A 24921-nucleotide genomic window follows, 5' to 3' on the forward strand; every position below is an offset into this window, starting at 1 on the left:
AAGCTTACTTTTGTGAAATTAAAGTTAAGAACTATTAATCAAAAGATACCCGCCTAAGTTTATATTGAGCGGAGTCGAAATACGGCATAAAAAATGAAAAAACATTCCCTAGTAATCCACGGCGGTGCCGGAACGCTCGTAAAAGGATTAATGACTCCAGAAAAAGAAGAAGAGTACAAAGCAGCTTTAAATGAAGCATTGGAAAAAGGATATGCAATTCTTGAAAATGACGGAAGCGCAATGGATGCTATTGAAACTGCGGTAAACTATTTAGAAGATTCCCCGCTTTTTAATGCGGGAAAAGGAAGTGTTTTTACCAACGACGGCACTCACGAAATGGATGCCGCCATTATGGATGGAAAAAATCTAAAGGCCGGAGCCGTTTCATTGATTACCGGAATTTCAAATCCAATTACTTTAGCTCGCGATGTAATGGAAAAAAGCGACCACGTGTTTTTGGCAGGCGATGGCGCCATGCGTTTTGCAAAAAGTTTGAATTACAAATTGGAATCTCCGGAATATTTTTACGACGAGCACCGCTATCAACAGTGGCAAAACATAAAGGACAGCGATACCTTTGAGCTGGACCACAGTATGAAAAAAGAAGGCAAATTCGGGACTGTAGGAGCAGTGGCCTGCGATAAGAATGGTAACATTGCCGGCGCAACTTCAACTGGTGGAATGACCAATAAAAAGTGGGGAAGAATAGGCGATAGCCCTATGATTGGATCTGGAACGTATGCCAATAATAAAACCTGTGCAGTAAGTTGTACGGGTAGTGGCGAATTCTTCATTCGCGGTGTGGTGGCTTATGATGTTTCGTGTTTAATGGAATACAAAGGAATGACTTTGGAAGAGGCTGCCTCCGAAGTAATAAATAAGCGTGTTTTAGAAATTGGCGGTGATGGTGGTTTAATTGCCGTTGATGCCAATGGAAATATAGCAATGCCATTCAATACCGAAGGAATGTATCGGGCATTTAAAACTTCCGAAGGGAAAAAGGAAATTGATATTTATAAAATTTGAGATTCAACTACACGAAGGTGATATGGCGAAATTTTAAGCTTCTTTTTCTTAATATCAAAACGGTCGCCGTTTGCTAAAATATGGGTTTTTAGATTATTTAGAGACATTGGTGTACCTTTCTCAACCAATGCTTGGTTGTTGTGCTTCAATTTTCTAGGATCAAAAAGGATGACCATTCCTGAGCCAATCACTTCAACTATATTGCACTTTTTGATAACGAGTCCGGTATCTTCAGCCAATCCGATGCCAATAAGCTTTGGAAAACGTGCAACAGCTTCGGCAAGCCTTCCGAAACGGCCCCGACGAATAAAGTGTGAATCTATAATCAAGTTTGGAATAAAGCCCATGCCTTCTCCCATTAAAACCGCGCCTTTTGTAAATGCTTCTTTGATACCACCACCTTTAATCATTTCTTGGCTCATGCACATAGCACCTGCACTGGTCCCTGCAATTACAAAATTGTCTTTTACGTATCGGTTTTGAATAATTGCATGCAGTTTCGTTCCGCCGATATATTGAACTATTTTAGACTGGTCTCCGCCGGAAAACATCACACAGTCTGCTTTTTGCATTAAATCAAGATGAAGCGGATTTTCAGCTTCTTCACGAGTGCGGATATCCATGATGTGAATATTTTCACAACCCAATTTTCTAAAAGCTTCTAGGTAATTTTCACTCACTTCCTTTGGGATACTGGATGCGGTTGGAACCACCACAATAAGAGCATCTTTACCGCCACTCTCTCGCACCACACGGGAAAGAATTCCTTCTTGGATATATTCTAAAGTATATATTTCACTTTCTTCAATGCCCTTGTCTTCATTTCCACCTATGGGGATTAGTGTGCCTTTTACGCTCATGAACTTATTTGATTTGCCGGCAAAAATACGCTAATTGTTATAAAAATTAATCATATATTTATCAAATTCGAACTAAACTAACAAATCTGCTAACGTATGCGAATTAGAGAAATAAACGCCATGCGAGGACCAAATTACTGGTCTATCCGTCGTCATAAATTAATTGTAATGGTTTTAGACCTTGAGGAAATGGAGGAGCTCCCTTCAAATAAAATTGAAGGTTATAGCGATCGGCTGAAAATCATGTTTCCCAGTATGTTTAGCCATCGTTGTAGCGTAGGCGAGCCAGGTGGTTTTTTCCAGCGAGTAGAAGAAGGCACGTGGATGGGTCACGTTATTGAGCATATAGCTTTGGAGATTCAGACTTTGGCTGGTATGGATACCGGTTTTGGAAGAACACGTGGTTATGGTGAAGAGGGTGTCTATAATGTAGTTTTTTCCTATTTGGAAGAAAATGTGGGGCGTTATGCTGCAAATGCTGCGGTGGAAATTTGTAAAGCGCTTATTACTGGTGATAGTTATAATTTAGAAGCAGATATTCAGCGAATGCGCGAAATTCGTGAAGATGAACGTTTAGGACCAAGTACTGGTTCTATTGTTGAAGAGGCCGAAGCACGTGGTATTCCATGGATTCGATTGAATAAATACTCATTGGTTCAATTGGGTTACGGAGCAAATCAAAAAAGAATTCAAGCCACCGTGACTTCAGAAACAAGTAGTATTGGTGTAGAGATAGCTTGCGATAAAGAAGATACAAAATACCTTTTGGAACAAGCTGAGATTGAAGTTCCGCGCGGTGATATCATTAGTCGTGAAAGCAGTTTAGAAGATGCCTGCAGGTATGTTGGTTTTCCTTTGGTAGTTAAACCAGTTGGTGGAAATCACGGTCGCGGAATTACCGTAAATATTAAAAATTATGAAGACGCTGTAGTGGCATTTCACGCTGCAAAAATTGTTTCTCCAAAAGTAATTATTGAAAAATTTATTACAGGCGAAGATTATAGGTTGCTAGTTATAAATAATGTGTTGGTTGCCGCTGCTAAGCGAACACCGGCCCATATTATTGGTGATGGTAAATCAACTATTAAAGAATTGGTCGATGAGGTTAACAAAGACTCACGTCGTGGTTATGGACACGAAAATGTGCTTACAAAAATCACTATCAATGATTTGACCAAAACTATCATCGCCGCCAATGGATACACGGAAGATTCTGTGCCAGCAAAAGATGAAAGAGTTATTTTGAAAGACACCGCAAACCTCAGCACGGGTGGAACTGCCGAAGACGTAACAGATATTGTACATCCTTCCAACGTTTCAATGGCTGAACGAATTTCAAAAATAATAGATCTTGACATCTGTGGAATTGATATAATGACTACAGACATTAGCCAGCCGTTAAGTGAAACCGGTGGGGCTATTTTAGAAGTTAATGCCGGACCTGGGTTTAGAATGCACTTGGCGCCAACTACAGGTTTGCCAAGAAACGTTGCGGCGCCTGTTGTTGACAAATTATTTCCGCAGCAAGGGCAACAAGGCGGTACGGGAAGAATTCCAATTATAGCTATTACCGGAACAAACGGAAAAACCACAACAACACGCCTTATTGCACACATGGCAAAAATGAAAGGCCACAGAGTGGGCTACACTACAAGTGATGGTGTGTATATTCAAAATAGATTATTGATGAAGGGAGATTGTACAGGTCCTGCAAGTGCAGAGTTTGTACTGAAAGATCCAACAGTAAATTTTGCAGTTTTGGAATGTGCGCGTGGCGGGCTTTTACGTGCTGGGCTCGGTTTCAAAAAATGTGATGTTGGGATTGTAACCAACGTTGCCGCAGATCATTTGGGGCTCAAGGGAATTCATACCGTAGAACAGTTGGCTAAAGTTAAGGGAGTAATTCCTGAAACCGTTTTGCCTGATGGCTATGCAATTTTGAATGCTGATGACGATCTGGTTTACGAAATGCGAAGAACTATTAATTGTAACCTTGCGCTTTTCTCTATGGATGAAGAAAACCCGCGCATAAAAGCACTTCAAAAACTTGGTGGGATTACGGCTATTTATGAGAATGGGTATGTTACGCTTTGTCGCGGTACATGGAAAATGCGTGTTATGAAAGCGGAAAACATCCCATTGACCTATGGCGGGAAAGCTGAATTTATGATTCAAAATATTCTGCCAGCTGTAATTGCCGCAAACGTTCGTGGAATTGGAATTGAAGATATGAAAATAGCGCTGGAAACATTTATTCCTTCGGCTTCACAAACACCGGGAAGGTTAAATCTTTTTGAGTTTGAAAACTTCAGCATATTACTTGATTATGCACACAATCCTGCAGGAATGCGGGCTCTACAGAAGTTTATAGATACCTTTGAAGCAACTGAAAAAATAGGAATTATTGCAGGAGTGGGAGATAGAAGGGAAGAAGACACAAATGAATTGGGAAGCATCGCCGCCGAAATGTTTGATGAAATAATTATCAGACAGGACAAAAATCTACGCGGAAAATCTGAAGAAGATTTAATAAAAATGTTGAATGATGGTATTAAAATGAAGGATCCTAATAAGAAAACAACGATTATCCCTTCAGAAAAAGAAGCTATTACACATGCGGTTAAAAATGCCAAAAAAGGTTCTTTAATTATTTGCTGTAGCGATGTAATCCCAGATGCATTGGAACTTGTAATGAAATTCAAGGAACTGGAAAGCCGTGGTGAAATGATCTTTGCGCAATAAAAAAGCAAAAGCCGCTCCTCCTCAAAAGCGACTTTACTTTTTAACACTGAAAAATGAAAACAATTTGATCAGGATTGATTTCGAAACAAAACTAATAGTTGCCTATTAACTTATCCTTAATTCAATATTATCAAAAAAACTTTTAAAAGAAAGCCGCACTCAATGCGGCTTTCTTATTAAAAACAGTTGAAGGCTTGCCTCAACTAAACTATCTTTTATTCTTCCTATTAATTAAATTCAAACATAACAACGGTCCTCAGTCCTAAGCAGAGTTTGGTATTTTCTTTATGCAACAATGATTCGTTATCTTAACTTAAGACTATCACTTTTTTATCTGCCGATGAAATTTTTTCGGTCACTCTTAAAATGGAATCTATAACCGTAGTATTTTTCACTGGCACATTTTGTGAAAAGCCAGTAAAACCTATAAGTAAGGTTAAAAGTGAAAGTGAGGTTTTCAAGTTTTTTATAATCTTTTTCTAAGATACTACATTAACTGCAATAGATAACAACTTGAATTTAATGGATTTGTAATTTTATTTCTTTTTTAATATTGCAAAGTAAATAGAGAGACCATAACAGACCATTACAGCTTAGAAAAGTATAATTATGGATTTACTTCTTTTGAAACTTTCCGTTTCACTCAATATTTACTTAATCCAATACTAATTTCTAATAGTCTGAAGAAGTAATTTCGTTAATTTCAGAAAATGTATGCTGCTAAAACAGTTAAAATAAAGTGAAGTAGCATTTCAGTTTTTTGAAACAACCTATCTTTAAAAATTGTTTCTACTCTATGCGTTGGTTCCTCTTTATTATAATTTACATTCTTGTTGATATTTACGCCTTTCAAGTTGTAAAAACTATTTCAAAAAGTCCGTGGATTCACGGGTTATATGTCTTTATTTCACTGGGGGTTTTAGCAGGATTAATTTATGAACTGTCCTTCTTTGGTTCCGCAAAAATGATGGAGCCGCCGAAGATGTATTTCTTCGGAATTTTCCTCGCTATTTTTATTCCAAAATTAATCCTCGTTATTTTTATGTTCGGGGAAGACATTGTTCGTTTTTTTGTGGGAGTCTTTATGAAAGTTGCGGGAAGTGATCAGTCTTTTTATATGCCTTCGCGCAGAAAATTTGTAAGCACCATCGCTCTTGGAATTGCTGCAATCCCCTTTGCATCGCTCATTTATGGAATGGTTCAAGGAAAGTACAATTATAAAGTGCTTAAATATGCTTTGGAATTTGATGATCTTCCAGATGAATTTGACGGTTTCACCTTAACGCAAATTAGCGATGTGCACAGCGGTAGTTTTGATAATCACCAAAAAGTGGAATATGCCGTGAATTTAATAAATGAACAACAAAGCGATGTGATTCTCTTTACAGGCGATTTGGTTAACAATGTTGCAGATGAAATGAACGATTGGAAAGCTCTTTTTTCAACTTTGAAAGCGCCCCGAGGTGTTTACTCAGTATTGGGGAACCACGATTATGGCGATTATGTAAACTGGGAAAGTGCGACTGAAAAAGCTGAAAACCTCGATAAATTGAAATCACTCCAAAAGGAAATGGGTTGGGATCTGTTGCTGAACGAAAATAGATATTTCGAAAAAAACGGTCAAAAAATTGCGTTGGTTGGTGTTGAAAATTGGGGCGAAAATGGTTTTAAACAAGCCGGCGATCTCGATAAAGCCTGTGAGGGAATTTTAGAGACTGATTTCAAAATTTTGATGAGCCACGATCCATCACACTGGCAAGCAAAGATAAAAGATGATCCGCGCCATTTTCATTTAACGTTGAGTGGCCATACGCACGGAATGCAATTTGGTATTGAAATACCTGGAATAATAAAATGGAGTCCCATAAAATATCGATATAAAAATTGGGCAGGAATTTATGAGGAATTTGGAAGATATATAAATGTAAACCGCGGTTTTGGCTTTTTGGGCTATCCCGGGCGCGTTGGTATTTGGCCAGAGATTACCGTAATTCAACTTAAAAAGAAACAGAGTACCGTATAATAATCGGGAAATGTTATATTTGTAATACAATTGTTCAACTAACACATTAGGCGAATGTCAAAATTTGGAGAATTAATTGAAACTCGTATCCCAGTTCTTTTGGACTTTTATGCAGAATGGGACGAGTCTTGCAAGGAAATGCACCCCGTTTTGAGAGACGTAGCCGCCGCATTGGGCGATAAGGCTCGCGTAATTAAAATAGACGTGGAGAAGAATAAAGAACTTGCCGAAGCACTTCGGGTGAAGGGACTTCCCACACTTATGATTTACAAAAATGGCGAAATGAAATGGCGCCAAAGTGGAGAACAAGATGCCAATACACTTATTGGGCTTGTTAATGAATACGTCTAAAGCTATATAATCAAATTTATTTTTTTTCTTTTTTGCCTAAACGTGTTTAAGGGTATTTAAACGTTTAGGTTTCCCTATTTTATTTTTAACTTTAGTTACACTATATTAATTCTTACATCAAAAGTTAAAAATATTTAATTTTATCGTTAAAGTGCAATTTTTACCGATTAGAATGTTTATTATTGTCGGAAAAACTTTACTTAATACCCTAGCGCTATGAATATTTCTTACTCAAAATCTTGCTTTAAAGCAGGATTTGTACTCTTTACATTTTTACTTTTTTCGACAATTTCACAGGCTCAGGTAGGTATTGGAAATACTAGCCCTGCTGCTTCTTCTGCACTTGATATTACATCTACTACTCAAGGTCTTTTAGCGCCGAGAATGACTACTGCAGAGCGTGTGGCAATCACTACTCCTGCAAATAGTCTTTTGGTTTATGATATTACTTTAAAATCTTTTTATTATTATGATACAACTGTCCTTCCAGCACCTGGGAGTTGGATAAAAATAAATGCAGCTGCCAATCAACGTAATAATTTTAAATTGGTAAAGTCTGCGGCTGATTTGGCTCCAGAACTTACTGCGGGAGGATCTACATATAAGCTTACATCGAATACTTATTACGAAATCAATGGTACAATTACATTGACTGCTCCTATAGATTTGAACAATGCATATATTTCTGGACTTGATGCAAATGAAGATGTTCTCGACTTTACGGCAGGAACTGTTTTTGCTGGAAATACGGGTGGAAGTATAAGAAATATTACTATTAAAGGTGCGAAGGCATTTAATATAACTGGGCCAGGAATTGCTACTTCTACCTCACTTCTTATTCAAAATACTATCGTTGACGGCATGACAACGAGTGTAGGTAGTATATCTGGTTTTGGTCTTTATTTTGGAAATATTAATCAATTTATAAATAATACGAATGGAATTACTTATAGCAATATTGGAAATTTACTTTTAAGCAATCAAGCTTGGCTCTCTACTAATATTGGAACATTTGAGAAATTTACTGGAAATTTTGGATTAGTAGAAAAGGCAAGTGGTTTTAGTACTGCTAATGGAACTGCCGTGGCGCTTGATGTAAGTACAACAGGTTTGGCTGTGTCAAATGGTGTATTAATTGGGACAGTATTTTCAGGTACAAGCACTACTTATATAAAAGGTTATGCTGCTGCAAACACATATCCTGGATATAATTTTAGTAATGCTTGGACCGTAAACTGTCCGGGAATTCCTAGGGAATCTGATGATGTGGCTACGGGAGATATTAACTTAAATGCAGCTGTTGGAAGTGGAGCATTAACCACATTTTCAGGAACCGGAACTGGAAGTAGAAAAAAAGTTTCTGGAACGACTACATCAAACAGTCTTTTTCGTTTTATTAAAGATGGAGATAATAAAATTATATATGACGGTTCGAAAAAGAGATATTTTCAGATATCAGCATCCGTTTCTTACCAAGCAACTGACGATATTACAGCTATACTTTATATTGCCAAAAACGGGAGTGTAGTGACAGAAACCAAAGTCTATGGTCGTGGCTCTACTGGATTTTTTACAAGTGCGGGAATTCTAGCCTTGCCTATTATCGGCACAATTGAGTTGGCAAAAGGTGATTTTATTGAAATCTGGGCTGAACGCTATTCTGGTTCGGGAAATATGCAAACGCTTTCACTAAATCTTACTGCTAGATAAAATAGGCAATTAACAAATAGATTTATACGACAATCCCTTCTCCTCAATTCTATCCAAAACCTTCGGCAAAACATACCGAAGGTTTTTTTCTGCCTTTAGGCTATCGTGAAAAACTACAACACTCCCAGGCTTGATGTTTTTTAGAACATTTTGTAGGCATTTTTCTTCAGAAATAGTAGCGTCGTAGTCATAACTAATTATATCCCACATCACAATTTTAAATCCTTTTTTCTGAAGGATTTTAGCTTGTTTTGAAGTGATTTTTCCATACGGCGGACGGAAAAGAGATGGTTGATTGCTGATTGTTGATTGCTGACTGTTGATCTTTGAATTATTTATCATTTCTCTTTCAGCCTTTTCAACATTCTCAATATATTGTGTTGTTTTGGTTTGCCAACCATTTAAATGATTAAATGTGTGGTTACCCACGGAATGACCTTCAGCAATTATTCTTCTGAAAATTTCAGGATGTTTTTTTACATTTTCGCCGATACAAAAAAACGTAGCTTTTGCATTGTGCTTTTTTAATTCGTCCAAAACCCACGGCGTAACTTCCGGAATTGGGCCGTCATCAAAAGTTAGATAGACTGAATCCTTTTTACGCGAAAATGCCCAAATCCGCTCAGGGTATAACCGCTGAATGAATCTGGGCATTTTTACTAAACGTAGTTGCAAATTTTATTAATTTACGGGTGTTTCTTCATCAATTTGCTTGGTGGGTTCACGTTCCATTTGTTTCAAAAGATTGGAATCTAAAGGAATCTCGATAGTGGAATCCTTTTGAACGTCCTTGTCCAAATCCATCGCTTCGTCTGGAGAATAGAAATGACGGAACAGCTTTAAATAGTCATTAAACTTCTTTGCTTCGGCGCGGCCATACGCTTCATCATCATACATTACTACTAGTTGTACCAAGCTTCGGTAGCGTTCCATATCGCTAATTATTTCCTCTGCAATGACGCGCTGTTTGTTGAATTTAAGACTATTATAATACGAAAGATGTTCTTGGTATTTTTTAGACACATCTTCGTAAACTTTTCGTGCTTTTTCTTTTTTATCCAATTCATAGTAACCAATAACGTAAGGCTCCAACAAAGAGTAGTATTCAAAATAATCTACGGGCATTTTCTCCATTGCCAAATCCAGCACTTTTTCAGCTTTTCCATTTTCCCCTTCATTAATTAATGTCTCTGCAAGGCGAGCAAGATTGCTGCGATAGGTTATTCCGTTTCTACGTGTTTCGGTATCGTGGTATATGTCTGGGCTGCCACTGTTGCCCCAATCCCAGGACATAACAATGTTGTACATTTTGTCGGCGTCAATACGCCCCATATCAAAAGGACTTCTCTTGTTAATGGCAGTTTTTATGGGAACTAGTTTGTAAACCACGCCATCTAATTGCAGATAGTCTTTCATCCATAAATAATCGTCATCGCCAAAACTTCCACCGCTAAAATATATTGGGCGTTCCCAATTATTATTGGCAATGATGTCTAGCATCAACATTCGGTTTTTATATAAAACATCTCCTTTAAGATTGATGTCTATATAGGGAACGATTTTATCTGCATCTTTCGGGTCTACGATTCCGCTGCGAAGCACAGCTTCTTTATCTACGGGAACACGAATAATTTTTGATGGGAAAGTATTTACTTGTTGCCCACTAGGCAACTCCATTTGTGTGGCAGGACTATCGTTCGCAACAAAATTCATCCACGTTTTAATGTCAATGGTATCCTGCGTAGTTTTTTGATAGATCAAAAAGTCGCGTGTGCCCCATCGGTATTTGTCGTGAGTTAATTGTGAAGGGATTGGATCGCTGGTAAAAGCTTTCTTTTTCATATCATCAATATACCAATCTGTTTGGAAAAGGCTGGTGTTCACAATACGAACGTCTTGGCGGTAGCCTTCAATATTCTGTGCATACCACAGCGCAAAGGTGTCATTATCTCCAATGGTGAAAAGGATTGCATTTTTATCGCACGAATCCAAATACATTTTTCCCATAGACTGTGCTGTATAGCGGTTGCTACGGTCGTGGTCGTCCCAGTTTTGGCTTGCCAACAAAATAGGTGCTGCCAAAGCTGTCGCAATTATAACAACGGGAAGTGCAATTTTCGGTTTTAAATAATTTTTCAAAAGATCAAAAAGTGCGTAAACGCCGTAACCTATCCACATTGCGAAAACATAAAAACTTCCAACTAATGCATAGTCGCGTTCACGCGGTTCGAAGGGTCTTTCGTTGAGGTATATTTTTAACGCAAGCCCTGTAAAAAGGAAGAAAACCAATAGCACCCAAAAACTTTTTTGATCATTTTTAAAGTGAAAAACCAATCCGATAATTCCTAAAATTAAAGGCAGGAAAAAGTAGGTGTTCCGAGCTTTATTGCTTGTCATATCACTGGGGAGCTCATCTTGATTTCCCAAACGGAGCTGATCTATAAATTTAACGCCGCTAATCCAGTTTCCATGAAGATCTGTATATTGACCTTGCACATCATCCTGTCTTCCTGTAAAATTCCACATAAAATAGCGCCAGTACATATAGCCAAACTGGAACTCGAACATAAATTTCATATTCTGAAAAAACGATGGTTTCTTAATGTCAAGATATTGTCCAAAATTCTTTAAAAATTTATCGTAATCACCTTTGTCAACCAGGTTTTGGTTATAGGCTTGCTTAAATTTATTTACTTCCTCAACAAGTCGGGGCTCACTTAAATATTCACTTTTAATAGAAAAATCAAGTCCGCCAGTGAACTCCATATAATTGGCGTTATGCTCTGTGCTCCACATTCTTGGCAAAAAAGCTTTTTGTGAATCATCAGTATTTTGACTAGCGTTTTTAAAGTTGTTTACAATAATGTATTTGCCAGTGGTTTCATCTTTTTCGTATTTCGGTTTATCATCCTTATACGGATTGTTTTCATCAAGACCCACATAGGTTTCTGTGAAGAGAGGGCCGTAAAATAAATGCGTTTCTGGATACTGCTCTCGGTTGTAATAAGCTAACAGTTCACGGGCATTGTTTGGGTTATTCTCATTAATCACCGTTCCCGCATTGGCGCGTATTGGAAGCATCAACCAACTTGAAAAACCCATAAATATAAAAAGAACGCAAAGAAGCAAGGTGTTTAATTGCTTATAACCTTTGTGGTGTGTTAAGCGCAGTCCGTAAACAAAAAGGATAATAAATAATAATGCGGCAAATATGGTCCCCGAGTTGAAGGGAAGCCCCATGCTGTTAACGAAAAACAATTCCGAAGCACTAAAAAACTTCATGGTCATCGGCAACAAAAGCTTGAAGATGAAAAGAAGAATGGCAACGGTTACAATATTTGCAATTATAAAATTTTTAACCGTAATGGTTTTATAATGTTTAAAGAAATACAGAAACCCAATAGCTGGAATGGTAAGCAGAGCCATAAAGTGAACCCCAAAAGAAAGCCCAATAATAAAGGCAATGAGAATCGCCCAGCGATTGCCGCGAGGCTCAAGCATTTCACGTTCCCAGCGGAGCGCTGTGTAAAAGAGCACAGACATTAAAAATGCGGCACTTGCATACACTTCAGCCTCAACTGCGTTAAACCAAAAACTGTCCGTAAATCCAAAAGCAAGCGCTCCAATTGCTGAACTGGCAATAATAGCGATGGAATTGTTTCTATCAATTTCTTGGTGTTTTGAAACAATGTTCGTCAATAATATGGAAAGCGACCAAAAAAGAAATAAAACAGTAAAAGCACTGGAGAAAACCGACATCAAGTTAATTGTTAAAGCGATGTGAGAAGCGTCTGGAGCAAAAATAGAGAAAAATGCACCGAGCAATTGGTAAAGTGGAGCTCCGGGTGGGTGGCCAACTTCTAGGTTGCTAGCGGTAGTTATATACTCACCAGCATCCCAAAAACTGGCGGTAGGTTCTACTGTAAGCCAGTAAGTTGTGAGTGCAATAGCAAATACAATCCAGCCTGTAATTTTGTTCCATTTTGTAAAGTTGAAAGAACCCATAAGTGCATAAAATTTTAATGGGACGAATTTACTAATAATATAGATAGCCCCAAGTATCTAATTGATGTAACGTGCAATATGATGTGATATTTTTAACGAGATAAAGGTCTGCAAAATACAAACTGTATTTTTTTATATTAAAATATTTGTACAAGCCAAACTTTGTATTAAATTTGCACCTCCTAGGCGAAAAAATATTTTTAGCTTCGGTGGGTGAAAGCCCAAATTTTTTTGAATTGGCCCATGGTGTAACTGGCAACACGTCTGTTTTTGGTACAGAAGAGTCTAGGTTCGAGCCCTAGTGGGCCAACATAAGTCTCAATCTATTATTAGATTGGGACTTTTTTCATTTATAACTGTTCTTGTGGAAAGTAGCCCAAATCATTATGGGTGGAAAAGTGAAAAAGCCTCCGATAGTTGTACATATAACTTTTCTCATCAAGTATTCCAATCTTGAAAAAGGTTGGAATTTTCTTTTTCGACAAATTTAAATTGATTGTCCTGCGTGAAAGTGGTTGGTTTTATTGGATAAATAAACTTTGTAATTCCCAGCGTATTTGTTCCGTTTAGCCTAATCGTTTAAGTGGGTAGAATTTTTTATTTAAGCAATTAAAAAAATATTTCAATATGTTTGTAATACGTAAAACCTTAACTAAAACAATTATGAAGAAACAATTAACGCTGATTGCCGTGCTGTTTTGCACTACTTTTATGTTTTCACAAAAAGTAAAAGTAACCCAAGGTGATTTTAAAAATTTAAAAGGAATAACTGCATACAATCTTGAGTTTGATTACTCAAATCTTTCCATTCCAAAATACAAATCTGAAGAGGAGTTTCTTGAGGATAAAATGGCTAAGAGAGATGAAAAGAATCCAGAATCTGGTGAAAAATTCAAAGAATCTTGGTTTGCTGATCGTCCAAATCGTTATGAGCCTAAATTTATTGAATCATTTAACAAGCGTTTTGATGATGGTGAAGTGAAGGTAGGGAATAACATTGGCGCAGAATATACAATGAAAGTGCACACTACAATGATGTATGCCGGTTATAACGTAGGGGTAGTTCGCCAAAATTCAAAAATTGAAGCAACTATTTCAATTTACAAAACTGGAGACCCAAGCAATGTTATTTTTTCAGGAAACTATACAAAAGTTGAAGGTAATGGAGCCTTCGGAATGGATTATGATTCTGGATACAGAATTTCTGAAGCCTATGCAAAATTGGCAAAAGAACTTGCGGCAAACATTCGAAAAAAAGCTAAATAATTTTAGCCTTAAGAATACTTAATACATTATTATTAAACAGCTGCCAAGTTTAGGCGGCTGTTTTGTTAAATTGTTTATTTTGTTCAAGTTTAAATTCTATCAAAATGAAATTTGCTATTTTTTTTATTCTATTTATTTTTTTGTCAGTCGGTCATTTTGCCCAGGAAATCAATATAGTTTCAGGCAGTTTCAAAAATCTGAAGGATATTTCGGAATACAACTTGGTTTTTGATTATTCAGATCTCGCTGTAAAGGATTTTGAAAACGAAGAAGCATATCTTCAAAAAACAATGTTGGAAAAAGAACAAGCCAAATCCGGAAATGCACGTGTGTTCCGTGAAGAATGGTTTAGTGACAGAGCATACAGATATGAGCCCAGATATATAAAAGCTTTTAATGAATATTTTAAAAATGAAGAGATAAAGGTGATAAAAAACCAGTCAGATTTGCCCTATTCCATTAAAATCCATACTACAGAAATCTACCCAGGATATAATAATGGTTTTATAAGAAAAAGTGGAAATCTTGAAATAACCATTTCCATTTATGAAACAGAAAACACTGAAAATATTCTCTTTTCAGCAAATATAACTGATGTAGAATGTACGTATTCTGGAGATAAATCAACACTGGAAGGATTTGATTTTCATCAAGGAGAAAGAATAGCATACGGTTATTGGAACCTTGCTAAATTTTTCGCAAAAAAAATGAGGAGAGGTATTAAGTATAATTAATTTGCCATCTCGTTTTCCATATCAATAACCTTCGCAACCGTCTTTACAAGGCGGTTGTGGTTTTTTACAAAAGGATTAGTTTCATCCCAAACATAACCTGCAAGTACTGCGCAAATCTGTTCTTTTATTACAGGATTTTCGGGGCGATGGAAAAATATTTTCTGAAGATTGCCCGTGTACCACTCACTAACATAGGTTCTAAAAACGTCTACACCTTTCATAATATAACCAGTATAGTCTTGTTCCCAATCAACTTTTTCTCCTTGGAGTTCTTTGGTGATTAATTTGGCGGCTTTTAATCCAGATTCTGTAGCGAAGGTAACGCCAGATGAAAATACTGGATCTAAAAATTCAGCGCTATTCCCCGTAAGGGCATATCCCTTTCCGTAAAGTTGCTTTACCGCTTTTGAATAATTTTTTATAATGTGCGGCTCAAAAAGAAATTCTTGATTTTTTAATCTATCGTAATAGTAATCAGAAATTTTGAGCATTTCGCGCATTTTTTCTGCATTTGTGCCTTCAAAAGATTCTATAAATTCCGTGGGCCCTACAAAACCGATACTTGTATTTCCATTTGAAAAAGGAATTACCCAAAGCCATACTTCATCTTTCACAACATCAAAGGTAATAAGAGTTCCCTCAACACCTTCGGGGCGTTCGGTTTCTTTTATATGTGTGTAAATTGCAGAGTTGGGGTTTAATGTAGAAGATTTTTCCAAATCCAATAAACGCGGTAAAACTCTTCCATAGCCGCTGCTATCAATTATAAATTTTGCTTTAATGTTATATTCCTCGCCTTCTTCATTTTTTATAGTTGTGATTGAATGGCCATTTTCGTCAAACTGAACGTTTGTTACTTCGTGCCCAAAGGAAACATCAACCCCTTTTTTTACAATTTCTTTGGCGAGTGTGTTGTCAAAATCCGCACGTGGTACTTGCCAAGTGTAGTTCCAACCTGGAGTATGTTTTTTTCCAAAATCAAAATTACAAACAATATCATTTTTCAGAAATCTAGCACCAGCTTTGATTTCAAATTTTTGTTCCATCAAACAATCCAAAAGACCTGTCTCCTCAAAATGGTCCATACAGCGTGGCAAAAGACTTTCCCCGATTACAAAGCGTGGAAACTTACTTTTTTCTACTACTTTCGAGCTTATTCCATTGTTTTTTAAGTAAGCAGAAGCTACACATCCCGAAGGTCCAGCGCCAATAATTAACACATCAACAACAATATCATTCATATTAAATATATAGATTGTTAAAAAATTCTAAATTTGCATTCTAAAGTAACTAAATTATATTAGCTCTCAAAAATTTAATCAAACCATTGATTCAACACTAAATGCCAACATTACAAGGAAAACTGGAAATAAACGATTTTGATAAAATAATATTCAAAAACGATACTGTCCAACTTCACAAAGATATAATAGAAAGAGTTCAAAACAGTTTTGATTTTCTGAAAGAATTTTCTGAAAATAAAATTATTTATGGCGTCAATACAGGCTTCGGCCCAATGGCGCAGTATAAAATTAAGGATGATGAGCGCATCCAGTTGCAGTATAATCTTATTCGCAGCCACTCTTCTGGGACTGGAAACCCAATTCCTGCACAATATGTTCGCGCGGCGATGCTTGCAAGACTTAATACTTTGAGCCTTGGCAATAGCGGCGTGCATCCTTCGGTTATTAAATTAATGGGAGAGTTGCTTAACAGAAATATTATTCCACTTATTTATGAACACGGTGGCGTGGGTGCCAGTGGCGATTTGGTGCAGCTTGCCCATTTGGCTTTAGTGCTAATTGGCGAAGGTGAAGTTTTTTATAAGGGGGATCGAAAAAATACGGAAGAAGTTTTCAAAATGGAAAATCTTCAACCCATAAAAGTAGAACTTCGCGAAGGTTTGGCTTTGATGAATGGAACCTCAGTAATGACGGGTATTGGCGTAGTAAATGTGCTTTACACAAAACGCATTATGGATTGGATGATTAAAGCATCTTCTGCTATAAATGAAATTGTAAAAGCGTATGATGATCACCTTTCCTTTGAACTGAACCAAACCAAAAAACACAACGGACAGCGCCAAATTGCTAAAATGATGCGCGAACATTTAAAGGACAGTAGCTTGACGCGTAAGCGTGAGCATCATTTATACAATGGGAATGTAAACGATGAGATTTTTGTAGAAAAAGTACAGGAATACTATTCGTTGCGTTGTGTTCCTCAAATTTTGGGACCTGTTTTGGACACGCTCAATTCTGTTGAAAAAATACTGATTGAAGAAGTAAATTCCGCTAACGATAATCCAATTGTAGATGTTGAAAAACGCAATGTCTATCACGGTGGAAATTTCCACGGCGATTATGTTTCCTTGGAAATGGATAAGCTGAAAATAGTAGTTGCTAAAATGACGATGCTTTCCGAGCGTCAATTGAATTATTTGCTCAATTCTAAACTTAACGACATATTGCCTCCGTTCGTAAATCTTGGTAAATTAGGATTGAATTTTGGAATGCAGGGCGTGCAATTCACCGCAACTTCAACCACTGCCGAAAGCCAAATGCTTAGTAATCCAATGTATGTGCACAGTATTCCCAACAACAACGACAATCAGGATATTGTAAGTATGGGAACTAATGCGGCATTGATTACAAAAAAAGTGATTGAAAATTCTTTTGAAGTAGTTGCAATAGAACTCATAACCATTATTCAGGCTATTGAATATTTAAAAGTACAAGATCAGGTCTCTTCTGAAACTAAAAAAATGTACGATGAAATCCGCGCGATTGTACCTGTTTTTAAGGAAGATGTAGTTATGTATCCATACGTAAACAAGGTGAAAGATTTTTTGATGGATTCTGTAAAATAACTGCGGGATATATTCCAAAATTGTTTATTTTAACTTCAACTAACTTAAATTGATACTATTATGAAAACAATTTTTTCTTCCGTACTTATTTTTTTATTAGGAATAACTGCATTTTCCGCTCAGGAACTGGCTTTGGTTCGCGACAATGACCTCTTCGGATATATTAATAAATCTGGAGAATACGTTATTCAACCCCAATTTGAAAAGGCAGATAGTTTTTCTGGCAAGATGGCTGCTGCAATGAAAGACAAAAAATGGGGTTTTATAAATACTTCCGGTGAATGGGCAATCCAGCCCGAATATGACCGAGTGAAAGAATTTAATTCCGGCTATGCTTTGGTAATGCAAAACGACCAATGGAAATACATAAACACAAAAGGCGAGACCTTAGATACACCCGCAAGAGATAAATATTATGATTTTGATAACGGGGTAGCTATAATCCGCGATGGTGATAAAATTGGTTTAATGGATACAAGCGGAAAATCTATTTTAGAACCAAAATATGATGAAATAAAAAAGTTTAACAACGGTCATGCAAAATTCAAGAATGGTGAAACTTGGGGCTTATTAAATACAAAAGGTGAAGTTGTTGTTCCAGCAGACTATAATGAAATTGGTGATTTCAGTAAAAATGGAATTTGGGCAAGAAAAGGGGAAAGCTTTGGAGTGCTTATTAATGGAACTTTTAAACCAATTAGTGGTGTAGATAAAATTTGGGATTTTACCAATGATTCTCCATTAACCTATGCTCGAAGTAATAAAATGATGGGTTTCATCAATGGAAAAGGCGAATGGGTAATACAGCCAGCTTATGATAAAGTACGTGCTTTTAATGCAGGGCTTGCGCCAGTTAATCAAGGCAAGGAATGGGGATATATTAATGAAAAGGGAGAAAAGGCTATCGATATAAAATATAGGGATGCCGAAATATTTTCTGACAATGGTTTAGCTCCCGTAAAGGAGAAAAAACTTTGGGGTTTTGTTGATAAAACAGGCAAGTTGGTAATCCCTATGGAATATGATATTTCAATAGGAATGTTTGGGTTTCTACAAAGTGGATCCGATAAAGGTTTTATTGATGGTCTTGCCCGGGTAAAGAAAAACAAAGAGTGGGGTTTTATAGATGAAAAAGGGAATGTAGTTGGCAAATGGCACCAAAATGCGGAGGCTTTTGTGAATACTTCAAAATAGAAATAAGAGTAGAAAAACGAGAAAAGACAACGTTTTGTCTTTGCTAGAAAAAATTAAATGGAAGAGAAAAAAGCGAAACAGAAATACGCATTAGTAACGGGAGGCTCTCGTGGTATTGGCCGCGCAGTTTGTATTCAACTTGCGAAAGATTTGGAATACAGCCTTCTTATAAATTACAACGGTAATAAAGAAGCTGCCCAACAAACTTTGAAGGATGTGGAAGCTCTTGGCGGTAAAGGCGAAATAATACAGTTTGACGTTACCAATGCTGAAGCTGTTAATAAGGCATTTGACGTATGGCATGAAGCTAATAAAGACGCTATCATTGAGGTAATTATAAACAATGCAGGGATTACCAAAGACGGCTTATTTATGTGGATGAAACCCGAAGATTGGCACAGTGTTATAAACACCAGTTTAAATGGGTTTTACAACGTTACCAATGCATTGATTCAAAAATTATTGGTAAATAAGTACGGAAGAGTTATAAATATGGTTTCGGTTTCTGGTTTGAAAGGAACTCCGGGACAAGTAAACTATTCCGCAGCAAAAGGCGCAGTTATTGGCGCTACAAAAGCGTTAGCGCAAGAAGTTGCAAAACGGAATATAACAGTAAATGCAGTAGCGCCAGGTTTTATAAAAAGTGATATGACTGCTGAACTTGATGAAAAAGAGCTTAAAAAAATGATTCCAGCTAACCGTTTCGGCGAAGCTGAAGAAGTGGCGCATGTAGTTAGTTTTTTGGCTTCTTCAAAATCTTCCTATATTACCGGAGAAGTGATTAATATTAATGGAGGAATTTATTCCTAAATTGACAAAGAAGTGAGAAGAGTAGTAATAACTGGAATGGGCATTTATTCCTGCATTGGCAAAAACTTGCAGGAGGTGAAAGAGTCCTTGTACAATGGGAAATCTGGAATTATTTCCGACGAAAAAAGAAAAGAATTCGGGTATCGCTCTAGTTTAACAGGCTGGGTGGAGGAACCAAATTTGAAAGAAATGCTCACCAGAAGAGAGCGAGTAAGTTTAGGCGAAGAAGGTGCATTTGCCTATACGGCAACCATTGAAGCATTAAGAAATGCTAAAATAGACCAGCAATTTCTCGATGAAAACGAAGTAGGCATTCTTTACGGAAACGATAGTACTGCAAAATCCGTAATAGAATCTGTAGATAAAATTCGGGAAAAGAAAGATACCACACTCGTTGGTTCAGGCGCAATTTTTAAAGCAATGAACTCATCTGTTACGATGAATCTTTCAACTATTTTTAAGTTAAGAGGAATAAATTTTACGATTAGCGCCGCTTGCGCTAGTGGTTCACACTCCATTGGAATGGCTTATTTTTTAATAAAAAATGGGCTGCAGGATTGTATCATTTCAGGAGGAGCTCAAGAAATAAATGAACTCGCAATGGGTAGTTTTGATGGTCTTGGCGTGTTTTCAACACATGCAGATCCAGCAAAAGCATGCCGTCCTTTTGATAAAGACCGTGATGGCTTGGTGCCAAGTGGCGGCGCGGCTACTTTGGTTATTGAAAGCTACGAAAGTGCCGTAAAACGAGGTGCGCCAATTTTAGGTGAAATTATAGGCTACGGTTTTTCTTCAAACGGCGAGCATATTTCAACTCCAAACGTTGACGGCCCAGCCCGAGCAATGAAAATGGCACTGGATCAAGCAAATATTAAAGCCTCTGAAATAGATTATGTAAATGCCCATGCAACCTCGACACCTGTTGGAGATGCTAATGAAGCACATGCAATTACAGAAGTATTTGGAGAAAATGGCCCATATGTAAGCTCCACAAAATCTATGACAGGACATGAGTGCTGGATGGCAGGGGCTAGTGAAGTTATTTATTCCATGCTGATGATGGAACATTCCTTCATAGCGCCAAATATAAACCTTGAAACACCAGACGAAGCTGCTTCAAAATTAAACCTTGTTAACAAAACGTTAAATAGAAAAATTGATGTATTTTTGTCGAATTCTTTTGGATTTGGGGGAACCAATTCCGCATTAATTATTAAAAAGTGCACATATTAAAAATGAATAAAGAAGTTATAGTTGAGAAGATAAACTACTTTTTGGTAGATGAGTTTGAGGTAGAAAGTGAAGACATTGAACCAAGAGCCAATTTAAAAGAGACTTTAGAGTTGGATAGCTTGGACTTTGTAGACTTGGTTGTTGCCATTGAGGCCAATTTTGGCGTGAAATTGACTGGTGAAGATTTCATTAATGTTATAACACTTCAAGATTTTTATGATCTAATTGAAAAGAAAGTCGCCTAAAATTGCAATACTAATCTATGGCAGGTGAATGGGAAGGCAAAAGCAAAGGAACCGTTTTAGGATATAAAATCTTTATATTCTTTATCAGAAAATTAGGTGTTCGCGCCGCTTATGGACTGCTTTATTTTGTAGCTCTCTATTATGTTTTTTTTGCTGGAAAAAGCACACGTTCCATCTACTATTATTTTAAAAAAAGACTCCAATACCCTTCTTTTAAAAGTTTTTTCAGCATTTATAAAAGCTACTATACATTTGGAAAAACTATTATTGATAAGGCCGCCATTTCTTCAGGTCTTAAAAATCAGTTTACCTATGAATGTGACGGAGTGGAAAACATCATTGAACTTCTCGATAAAAAACAGGGTGGGATTATGATTAGCGCCCACGTTGGTAATTTTGAGATTGCCGAATTTTTTTTCGAGGAAATTGATACTCGTTCACAGATAAGCCTTATTACTACAGACGCCGAACATCAAAACATAAAGGAGTACATGGAGAAAGTAACAGTGCGTTCCAAAGTGAAATTTATTTTGGTGAAGGACGATATGTCGCATATATTTGAAATAAACAACGCATTAACTAATGGCGAATTGGTATGTTTTACTGGTGATAGATATATGAAAGGCCAAAAAGTATTGTCTGAATCGTTGATGGGAAAAGAAGCAAATTTTCCCGCTGGGCCCTTTTTATTGGCAAGCAGGTTGAACGTTCCGGTTTTGTTTGTCTATGTAATGAAAGAAACAAACAAGCATTATCATCTATATGCCCGGCAAGCGGAAGTAAAAAACCGCGATGCACAAGGCCTACTAAAAAAATACACTGAAAGCGTGGAATGGATGTTGAAAAAGTATCCACTTCAATGGTTTAACTATTTTGATTTTTGGGATACAAACGATTAAGAAATGAAGGAAGTACTAATAATATACTATTCGCAAACCGGACAGCTTTTTGATATTCTGAAGAATATATCTTCCACAATTTCAGATGAAAACGTGAATATTTCTTATTATGAAATTCTTCCGAAGAAAAAATTCCCTTTTCCCTGGAAGCAAGAAGAATTTTACGGAGCCTTTCCCGAAACCTTTCTTCAAATTCCCACGCCATTAGAAGTTATTCCTACTGAAATTATCCAGAAAAAATATGATTTGGTTATTTTGGGATTTACTACCTGGTATTTAACACCATCCATACCAGTCAATTCATTTTTAAAATCTGAAGACGCAAAGACATTACTTGCTAATACACCAGTTGTAACAGTTTCAGCCAGCAGAAATATGTGGATAATGGCGCAGGAAAAAGTAAAAAAATTGCTGGTGGCAAACAATGCAAAATTGGTTGGGAATATTGCTTTGGTAGATAGAAATCTGAACCATATAAGCGTAATAACAATCGTGCATTGGCTGATGGGTGGAAAGAAAACCAAAATGTTAGGAGTCTTCCCAAAACCTGGTGTTTCTGATAATGATATTAAAGCGTCTTCGCGTTTTGGAACTCCCATTAAAGAGGCTTTGCTTCAAAATGAATACTCAAGCCTGCAACAAAATCTTTTATCTGTTGGCGCAGTAAAAGTAGATCCTTCACTAATTGCCACAGATATTCGGGGGAATGTTGTTTTCACAAAATGGGCCAGCCATTTAATTAAAAAAGATGGCGAAGAAAGAAAGAAATGGCTCGTTTATTTTAAATATTATTTGTTATTTGCAATATGGCTTATAGCCCCAATTGTATTTGTTGTATTTTTACTCACTTATTTTCCAATGTACCGTAAAATACAACGAAATAAAGCCTATTATTCATCAGTTGCATTAAAGCAAGATTAATGAAGAACGTATATATTACAAGGATTGCGAAGTTTTTGCCCAATGAGCCAGTTGAAAATGAGGCGATGGAGGAAAAGCTAGGAATCATCAACGGGAAAACCTCAAAGGCCCGCCGAATTATCCTTCGAAACAACCAAATAAAAACACGTTATTACGCTATTGATAAAGATGGAAACGTAACTCATAATAACGCGCAACTTACCGCTAAAGCCGTTGAAGAATTATGTGATGAAACTTTCAATAAAAACGAAATTGAATTGCTCTCTTGTGGCACTTCCAGCCCAGACCAGATTTTGCCAAGCCACGCGGCTATGGTTCACGGTTTTTTAAAGAATGGAAATCTTGAAGTAAATTCTCCATCTGGAGCTTGTTGTAGTGGAATGAACGCTTTAAAATATGGCTATATGGCCATAAAATCTGAACAAGTGAAAAATGCTGTTTGCACAGGTTCCGAGCGTACTTCTTCTTGGATGAAGTCAGATATTTTTGAAGATGAAGTAGCGCATTTACAAGAAATAGAAGAGCATCCCATTCTTGCTTTTAACAAAGAATTTTTACGTTGGATGCTTTCTGACGGGGCGGGCGCATTTCTTTTGGAAAGTGAACCGAACGGAAAAACACCATTGAAAATTGAATGGATGGAAGGTTACAGTTATGCCTTTGAACTTGATACTTGTATGTATGCTGGCGGTGATAAATTGGAAGATGGAAGTCTAAAGCCGTGGAGCGAATATCCCGCAGATGTTTGGGGAAAAAAATCACTTTTTGCAATGAAGCAGGATGTGAAATTGTTGGGTGATAACATCCTTCAAAAAGGTGTTGCCAGTATGAAGTTGGCCATGGAAAAGCACAACATCACCGAAGACGATATAGATTATTATTTGCCACATATATCTTCCTATTATTTTAAGGAAAATCTTTACAACGAAATTGAAAATCAAGGCCTTCATTTGCCTTGGGAAAAATGGTTTTTGAATCTTCAAAAAGTTGGAAATGTGGGTGCTGGTTCTATCTATCTTATGTTAGAAGAATTGGTGCATTCCGGGAATCTTAAAAAAGGGGATAGAATTTTTCTTCAAGTTCCCGAAAGTGCCCGCTTCGCATATTCATATGCATATTTGACAGTAGTTTAAATGGAGGTATTCACCGAAAAAATAACGGATAAAAATTTTATCGGAAGATTAATTCCACAGAAAGCACCGTTTGTAATGGTGGACAAACTGCTTCATTTTGAAGAAAATAAAGTGGTTGCAGGCTTAACTGTTTCCCAAGAAAATATTTTTATCCAAAACAATAAATTTACTGGTCCTGGCTTGATTGAGCATATGGCGCAAACGGTTGCGCTTTATACAGGCTACCAATTTTTTTTGAAAAAAGAAGATGCCCCAACAGGCTACATTGGCGCCATTAAAAAGGCAGAAATTTTTGAACTTCCTGCCGTTGGGAAAGAACTTAAAACAACGGTACTAATTCTACACGATATTATGGGCGTTACTTTGGTAACAGCCGAAACTGAGTGCGATGGAAAAGTAATCGCTTCCAGCGAAATGAAAACCGTATTAGCAAATTAGGAATGAAGGCAATGGATGTTTCAAGTTTAGACATTTCCAACTTTCTTCCGCATCGCAAGCCGATGCTAATGGTTACTTCGGTACTTGAAATTGACGACAATTCGGTTTCAACACAATTTTATATTTCTGAAAAATGTGTCTTTTTAAAAGAAGAAAAGCTTTCAGAAACTGGGCTTATTGAAAATGCTGCTCAAGCTGCATCTGCAGTTGTGGGACAAAGTTTTTTTGAAAAAGACGACTTGGAAGGAACTGGCAACAAACTTGTTGGCTACATAAGCGCAATTAAAAAGGTTGAGATTTTTGAACTTCCAAAGGTTGGTGAAACAATTATTACAAAAGCAAAACTTCTTTCAAGATATGATACAGGCGAAATGACAATGTGTAGCCTCGAAACTCAAACATTTCTCTCAGAAAAATTAATTGTATCTTCTACCATGAATTTTTTAATCCATGAGGTCTGAT

The 24921-nt window shown here is 36.9% G+C and carries 22 protein-coding genes and 1 tRNA gene; 18 read left to right on the forward strand and 5 right to left on the reverse strand.

Annotated features, from left to right (window positions below; translation table 11 throughout):
* Positions 1–93: 93 nt before the first annotated feature.
* Positions 94–1026 (forward strand): isoaspartyl peptidase/L-asparaginase family protein, encoded by a 933-nt coding sequence (locus tag AEQU1_RS03695; protein ID WP_111878852.1) that lies wholly within the window; start codon positions 94–96, stop codon positions 1024–1026.
* Here the strand turns inward: AEQU1_RS03695 and AEQU1_RS03700 are convergent.
* Positions 1014–1886, reverse strand: coding sequence for a cyanophycinase (locus AEQU1_RS03700; RefSeq protein WP_111878854.1), 873 nt, complete (start codon positions 1884–1886; stop codon positions 1014–1016). The genes AEQU1_RS03695 and AEQU1_RS03700 overlap by 13 nt on opposite strands.
* 96 nt (positions 1887–1982) lie before the next feature.
* On the opposite strand from AEQU1_RS03700, the gene cphA reads away from it, so the two are divergent.
* Complete coding sequence (gene cphA / locus AEQU1_RS03705) at positions 1983–4628, forward strand: cyanophycin synthetase (RefSeq protein ID WP_111878855.1); 2646 nt, start codon at positions 1983–1985, stop codon at positions 4626–4628.
* Positions 4629–4936: 308 nt separating this feature from the next.
* Here cphA and AEQU1_RS03710 read toward each other — a convergent pair whose 3' ends face one another.
* Complete coding sequence (locus tag AEQU1_RS03710; protein ID WP_181566700.1) at positions 4937–5089, reverse strand: hypothetical protein; 153 nt, start codon at positions 5087–5089, stop codon at positions 4937–4939.
* Positions 5090–5424: 335 nt separating this feature from the next.
* Here AEQU1_RS03710 and AEQU1_RS03715 point away from each other — a divergent pair, with 335 nt between their 5' ends.
* The 3 genes from AEQU1_RS03715 to AEQU1_RS03725 all read left to right on the forward strand — a co-directional run bounded on the left by AEQU1_RS03715 (position 5425) and on the right by AEQU1_RS03725 (position 8712).
* A complete protein-coding gene (locus AEQU1_RS03715) occupies positions 5425–6651 on the forward strand; it encodes a metallophosphoesterase (RefSeq protein ID WP_111878857.1) in 1227 nt (408 codons plus the stop codon).
* Between the two features lie 54 nt (positions 6652–6705).
* The gene (locus AEQU1_RS03720) at positions 6706–7002 is read left to right on the forward strand and encodes a co-chaperone YbbN (protein ID WP_111878859.1); all 297 of its coding nucleotides are present in this window, start codon (positions 6706–6708) and stop codon (positions 7000–7002) included.
* Between the two features lie 216 nt (positions 7003–7218).
* Entirely contained in the window at positions 7219–8712 is a 1494-nt protein-coding gene (locus AEQU1_RS03725) for a hypothetical protein (RefSeq protein WP_111878860.1), read from the forward strand.
* 9 nt (positions 8713–8721) lie between these two features.
* On the opposite strand, the gene AEQU1_RS03730 is transcribed toward AEQU1_RS03725, so the two are convergent.
* Positions 8722–9366, reverse strand: coding sequence for a polysaccharide deacetylase family protein (locus tag AEQU1_RS03730; RefSeq protein WP_111878862.1), 645 nt, complete (start codon positions 9364–9366; stop codon positions 8722–8724).
* A gap of 27 nt (positions 9367–9393) precedes the next feature.
* The gene (locus AEQU1_RS03735) at positions 9394–12717 is read right to left on the reverse strand and encodes a DUF2723 domain-containing protein (protein WP_111878864.1); all 3324 of its coding nucleotides are present in this window, start codon (positions 12715–12717) and stop codon (positions 9394–9396) included.
* Positions 12718–12954: 237 nt separating this feature from the next.
* On the opposite strand from AEQU1_RS03735, the gene AEQU1_RS03740 reads away from it, so the two are divergent.
* The 3 genes from AEQU1_RS03740 (at position 12955) to AEQU1_RS03750 (ending at position 14717) form a co-directional block, all read left to right on the forward strand.
* Positions 12955–13027: transfer RNA gene (locus tag AEQU1_RS03740), tRNA-Gln, on the forward strand.
* Positions 13028–13380: 353 nt separating this feature from the next.
* Positions 13381–13983 (forward strand): hypothetical protein, encoded by a 603-nt coding sequence (locus AEQU1_RS03745; protein ID WP_111879050.1) that lies wholly within the window; start codon positions 13381–13383, stop codon positions 13981–13983.
* A gap of 104 nt (positions 13984–14087) precedes the next feature.
* Positions 14088–14717: a hypothetical protein gene (locus AEQU1_RS03750; RefSeq protein WP_111878865.1), complete on the forward strand. Its 630-nt coding sequence runs from the start codon at positions 14088–14090 to the stop codon at positions 14715–14717.
* Here AEQU1_RS03750 and AEQU1_RS03755 read toward each other — a convergent pair.
* On the reverse strand, positions 14714–15958 hold the full coding sequence (locus AEQU1_RS03755; RefSeq protein WP_111878867.1) for an NAD(P)/FAD-dependent oxidoreductase: 1245 nt from the start codon (positions 15956–15958) through the stop codon (positions 14714–14716). The two genes, AEQU1_RS03750 and AEQU1_RS03755, sit on opposite strands and share 4 nt — an antisense overlap.
* A gap of 101 nt (positions 15959–16059) precedes the next feature.
* On the opposite strand from AEQU1_RS03755, the gene hutH reads away from it, so the two are divergent.
* From hutH to AEQU1_RS03805, 10 genes are read left to right on the forward strand one after another with little or no spacing between them, the layout of a single operon-like run.
* Complete coding sequence (gene hutH / locus AEQU1_RS03760; RefSeq protein WP_111878868.1) at positions 16060–17586, forward strand: histidine ammonia-lyase; 1527 nt, start codon at positions 16060–16062, stop codon at positions 17584–17586.
* Positions 17587–17646: 60 nt separating this feature from the next.
* Entirely contained in the window at positions 17647–18780 is a 1134-nt protein-coding gene (locus tag AEQU1_RS03765; protein WP_111878870.1) for a WG repeat-containing protein, read from the forward strand.
* A gap of 57 nt (positions 18781–18837) precedes the next feature.
* The gene (fabG, locus tag AEQU1_RS03770; protein ID WP_111878871.1) at positions 18838–19590 is read left to right on the forward strand and encodes a 3-oxoacyl-ACP reductase FabG; all 753 of its coding nucleotides are present in this window, start codon (positions 18838–18840) and stop codon (positions 19588–19590) included.
* 12 nt (positions 19591–19602) lie between these two features.
* Entirely contained in the window at positions 19603–20823 is a 1221-nt protein-coding gene (locus tag AEQU1_RS03775) for a beta-ketoacyl synthase (RefSeq protein WP_111878873.1), read from the forward strand.
* A gap of 2 nt (positions 20824–20825) precedes the next feature.
* Positions 20826–21068, forward strand: a complete 243-nt coding sequence (locus AEQU1_RS03780) for an acyl carrier protein (protein WP_111878875.1) — start codon at positions 20826–20828, stop codon at positions 21066–21068.
* Positions 21069–21085: 17 nt separating this feature from the next.
* Entirely contained in the window at positions 21086–21967 is an 882-nt protein-coding gene (locus AEQU1_RS03785; protein WP_111878876.1) for a lipid A biosynthesis acyltransferase, read from the forward strand.
* A gap of 3 nt (positions 21968–21970) precedes the next feature.
* The gene (locus AEQU1_RS03790; RefSeq protein WP_111878878.1) at positions 21971–22888 is read left to right on the forward strand and encodes a hypothetical protein; all 918 of its coding nucleotides are present in this window, start codon (positions 21971–21973) and stop codon (positions 22886–22888) included.
* A complete protein-coding gene (locus AEQU1_RS03795) occupies positions 22888–24021 on the forward strand; it encodes a beta-ketoacyl-ACP synthase III (RefSeq protein WP_111878879.1) in 1134 nt (377 codons plus the stop codon). The genes AEQU1_RS03790 and AEQU1_RS03795 overlap by 1 nt, the downstream gene beginning before the upstream one ends.
* Positions 24022–24459: a hypothetical protein gene (locus AEQU1_RS03800; RefSeq protein ID WP_111878880.1), complete on the forward strand. Its 438-nt coding sequence runs from the start codon at positions 24022–24024 to the stop codon at positions 24457–24459.
* Positions 24460–24461: 2 nt separating this feature from the next.
* Positions 24462–24920, forward strand: coding sequence for an ABC transporter permease (locus AEQU1_RS03805; protein WP_111878882.1), 459 nt, complete (start codon positions 24462–24464; stop codon positions 24918–24920).
* Position 24921: the final 1 nt, after the last annotated feature.

Source organism: Aequorivita sp. CIP111184 (assembly GCF_900489465.1).
Lineage (GTDB): Bacteria > Bacteroidota > Bacteroidia > Flavobacteriales > Flavobacteriaceae > Aequorivita.

Coding starts and splice junctions, on each gene's coding strand:
- AEQU1_RS03695 (WP_111878852.1), top strand. CDS start 94: ATGAAAAAACATTCCCTAGTAATCCACGGCGGTGCCGGAACGCTCGTA.
- AEQU1_RS03700 (WP_111878854.1), bottom strand. CDS start 1,886: ATGAGCGTAAAAGGCACACTAATCCCCATAGGTGGAAATGAAGACAAG.
- cphA (WP_111878855.1), top strand. CDS start 1,983: ATGCGAATTAGAGAAATAAACGCCATGCGAGGACCAAATTACTGGTCT.
- AEQU1_RS03715 (WP_111878857.1), top strand. CDS start 5,425: ATGCGTTGGTTCCTCTTTATTATAATTTACATTCTTGTTGATATTTAC.
- AEQU1_RS03720 (WP_111878859.1), top strand. CDS start 6,706: ATGTCAAAATTTGGAGAATTAATTGAAACTCGTATCCCAGTTCTTTTG.
- AEQU1_RS03725 (WP_111878860.1), top strand. CDS start 7,219: ATGAATATTTCTTACTCAAAATCTTGCTTTAAAGCAGGATTTGTACTC.
- AEQU1_RS03730 (WP_111878862.1), bottom strand. CDS start 9,366: ATGCCCAGATTCATTCAGCGGTTATACCCTGAGCGGATTTGGGCATTT.
- AEQU1_RS03735 (WP_111878864.1), bottom strand. CDS start 12,717: ATGGGTTCTTTCAACTTTACAAAATGGAACAAAATTACAGGCTGGATT.
- AEQU1_RS03745 (WP_111879050.1), top strand. CDS start 13,381: ATGAAGAAACAATTAACGCTGATTGCCGTGCTGTTTTGCACTACTTTT.
- AEQU1_RS03750 (WP_111878865.1), top strand. CDS start 14,088: ATGAAATTTGCTATTTTTTTTATTCTATTTATTTTTTTGTCAGTCGGT.
- AEQU1_RS03755 (WP_111878867.1), bottom strand. CDS start 15,958: ATGAATGATATTGTTGTTGATGTGTTAATTATTGGCGCTGGACCTTCG.
- hutH (WP_111878868.1), top strand. CDS start 16,060: ATGCCAACATTACAAGGAAAACTGGAAATAAACGATTTTGATAAAATA.
- AEQU1_RS03765 (WP_111878870.1), top strand. CDS start 17,647: ATGAAAACAATTTTTTCTTCCGTACTTATTTTTTTATTAGGAATAACT.
- fabG (WP_111878871.1), top strand. CDS start 18,838: ATGGAAGAGAAAAAAGCGAAACAGAAATACGCATTAGTAACGGGAGGC.
- AEQU1_RS03780 (WP_111878875.1), top strand. CDS start 20,826: ATGAATAAAGAAGTTATAGTTGAGAAGATAAACTACTTTTTGGTAGAT.
- AEQU1_RS03785 (WP_111878876.1), top strand. CDS start 21,086: ATGGCAGGTGAATGGGAAGGCAAAAGCAAAGGAACCGTTTTAGGATAT.
- AEQU1_RS03790 (WP_111878878.1), top strand. CDS start 21,971: ATGAAGGAAGTACTAATAATATACTATTCGCAAACCGGACAGCTTTTT.
- AEQU1_RS03795 (WP_111878879.1), top strand. CDS start 22,888: ATGAAGAACGTATATATTACAAGGATTGCGAAGTTTTTGCCCAATGAG.
- AEQU1_RS03800 (WP_111878880.1), top strand. CDS start 24,022: ATGGAGGTATTCACCGAAAAAATAACGGATAAAAATTTTATCGGAAGA.
- AEQU1_RS03805 (WP_111878882.1), top strand. CDS start 24,462: ATGAAGGCAATGGATGTTTCAAGTTTAGACATTTCCAACTTTCTTCCG.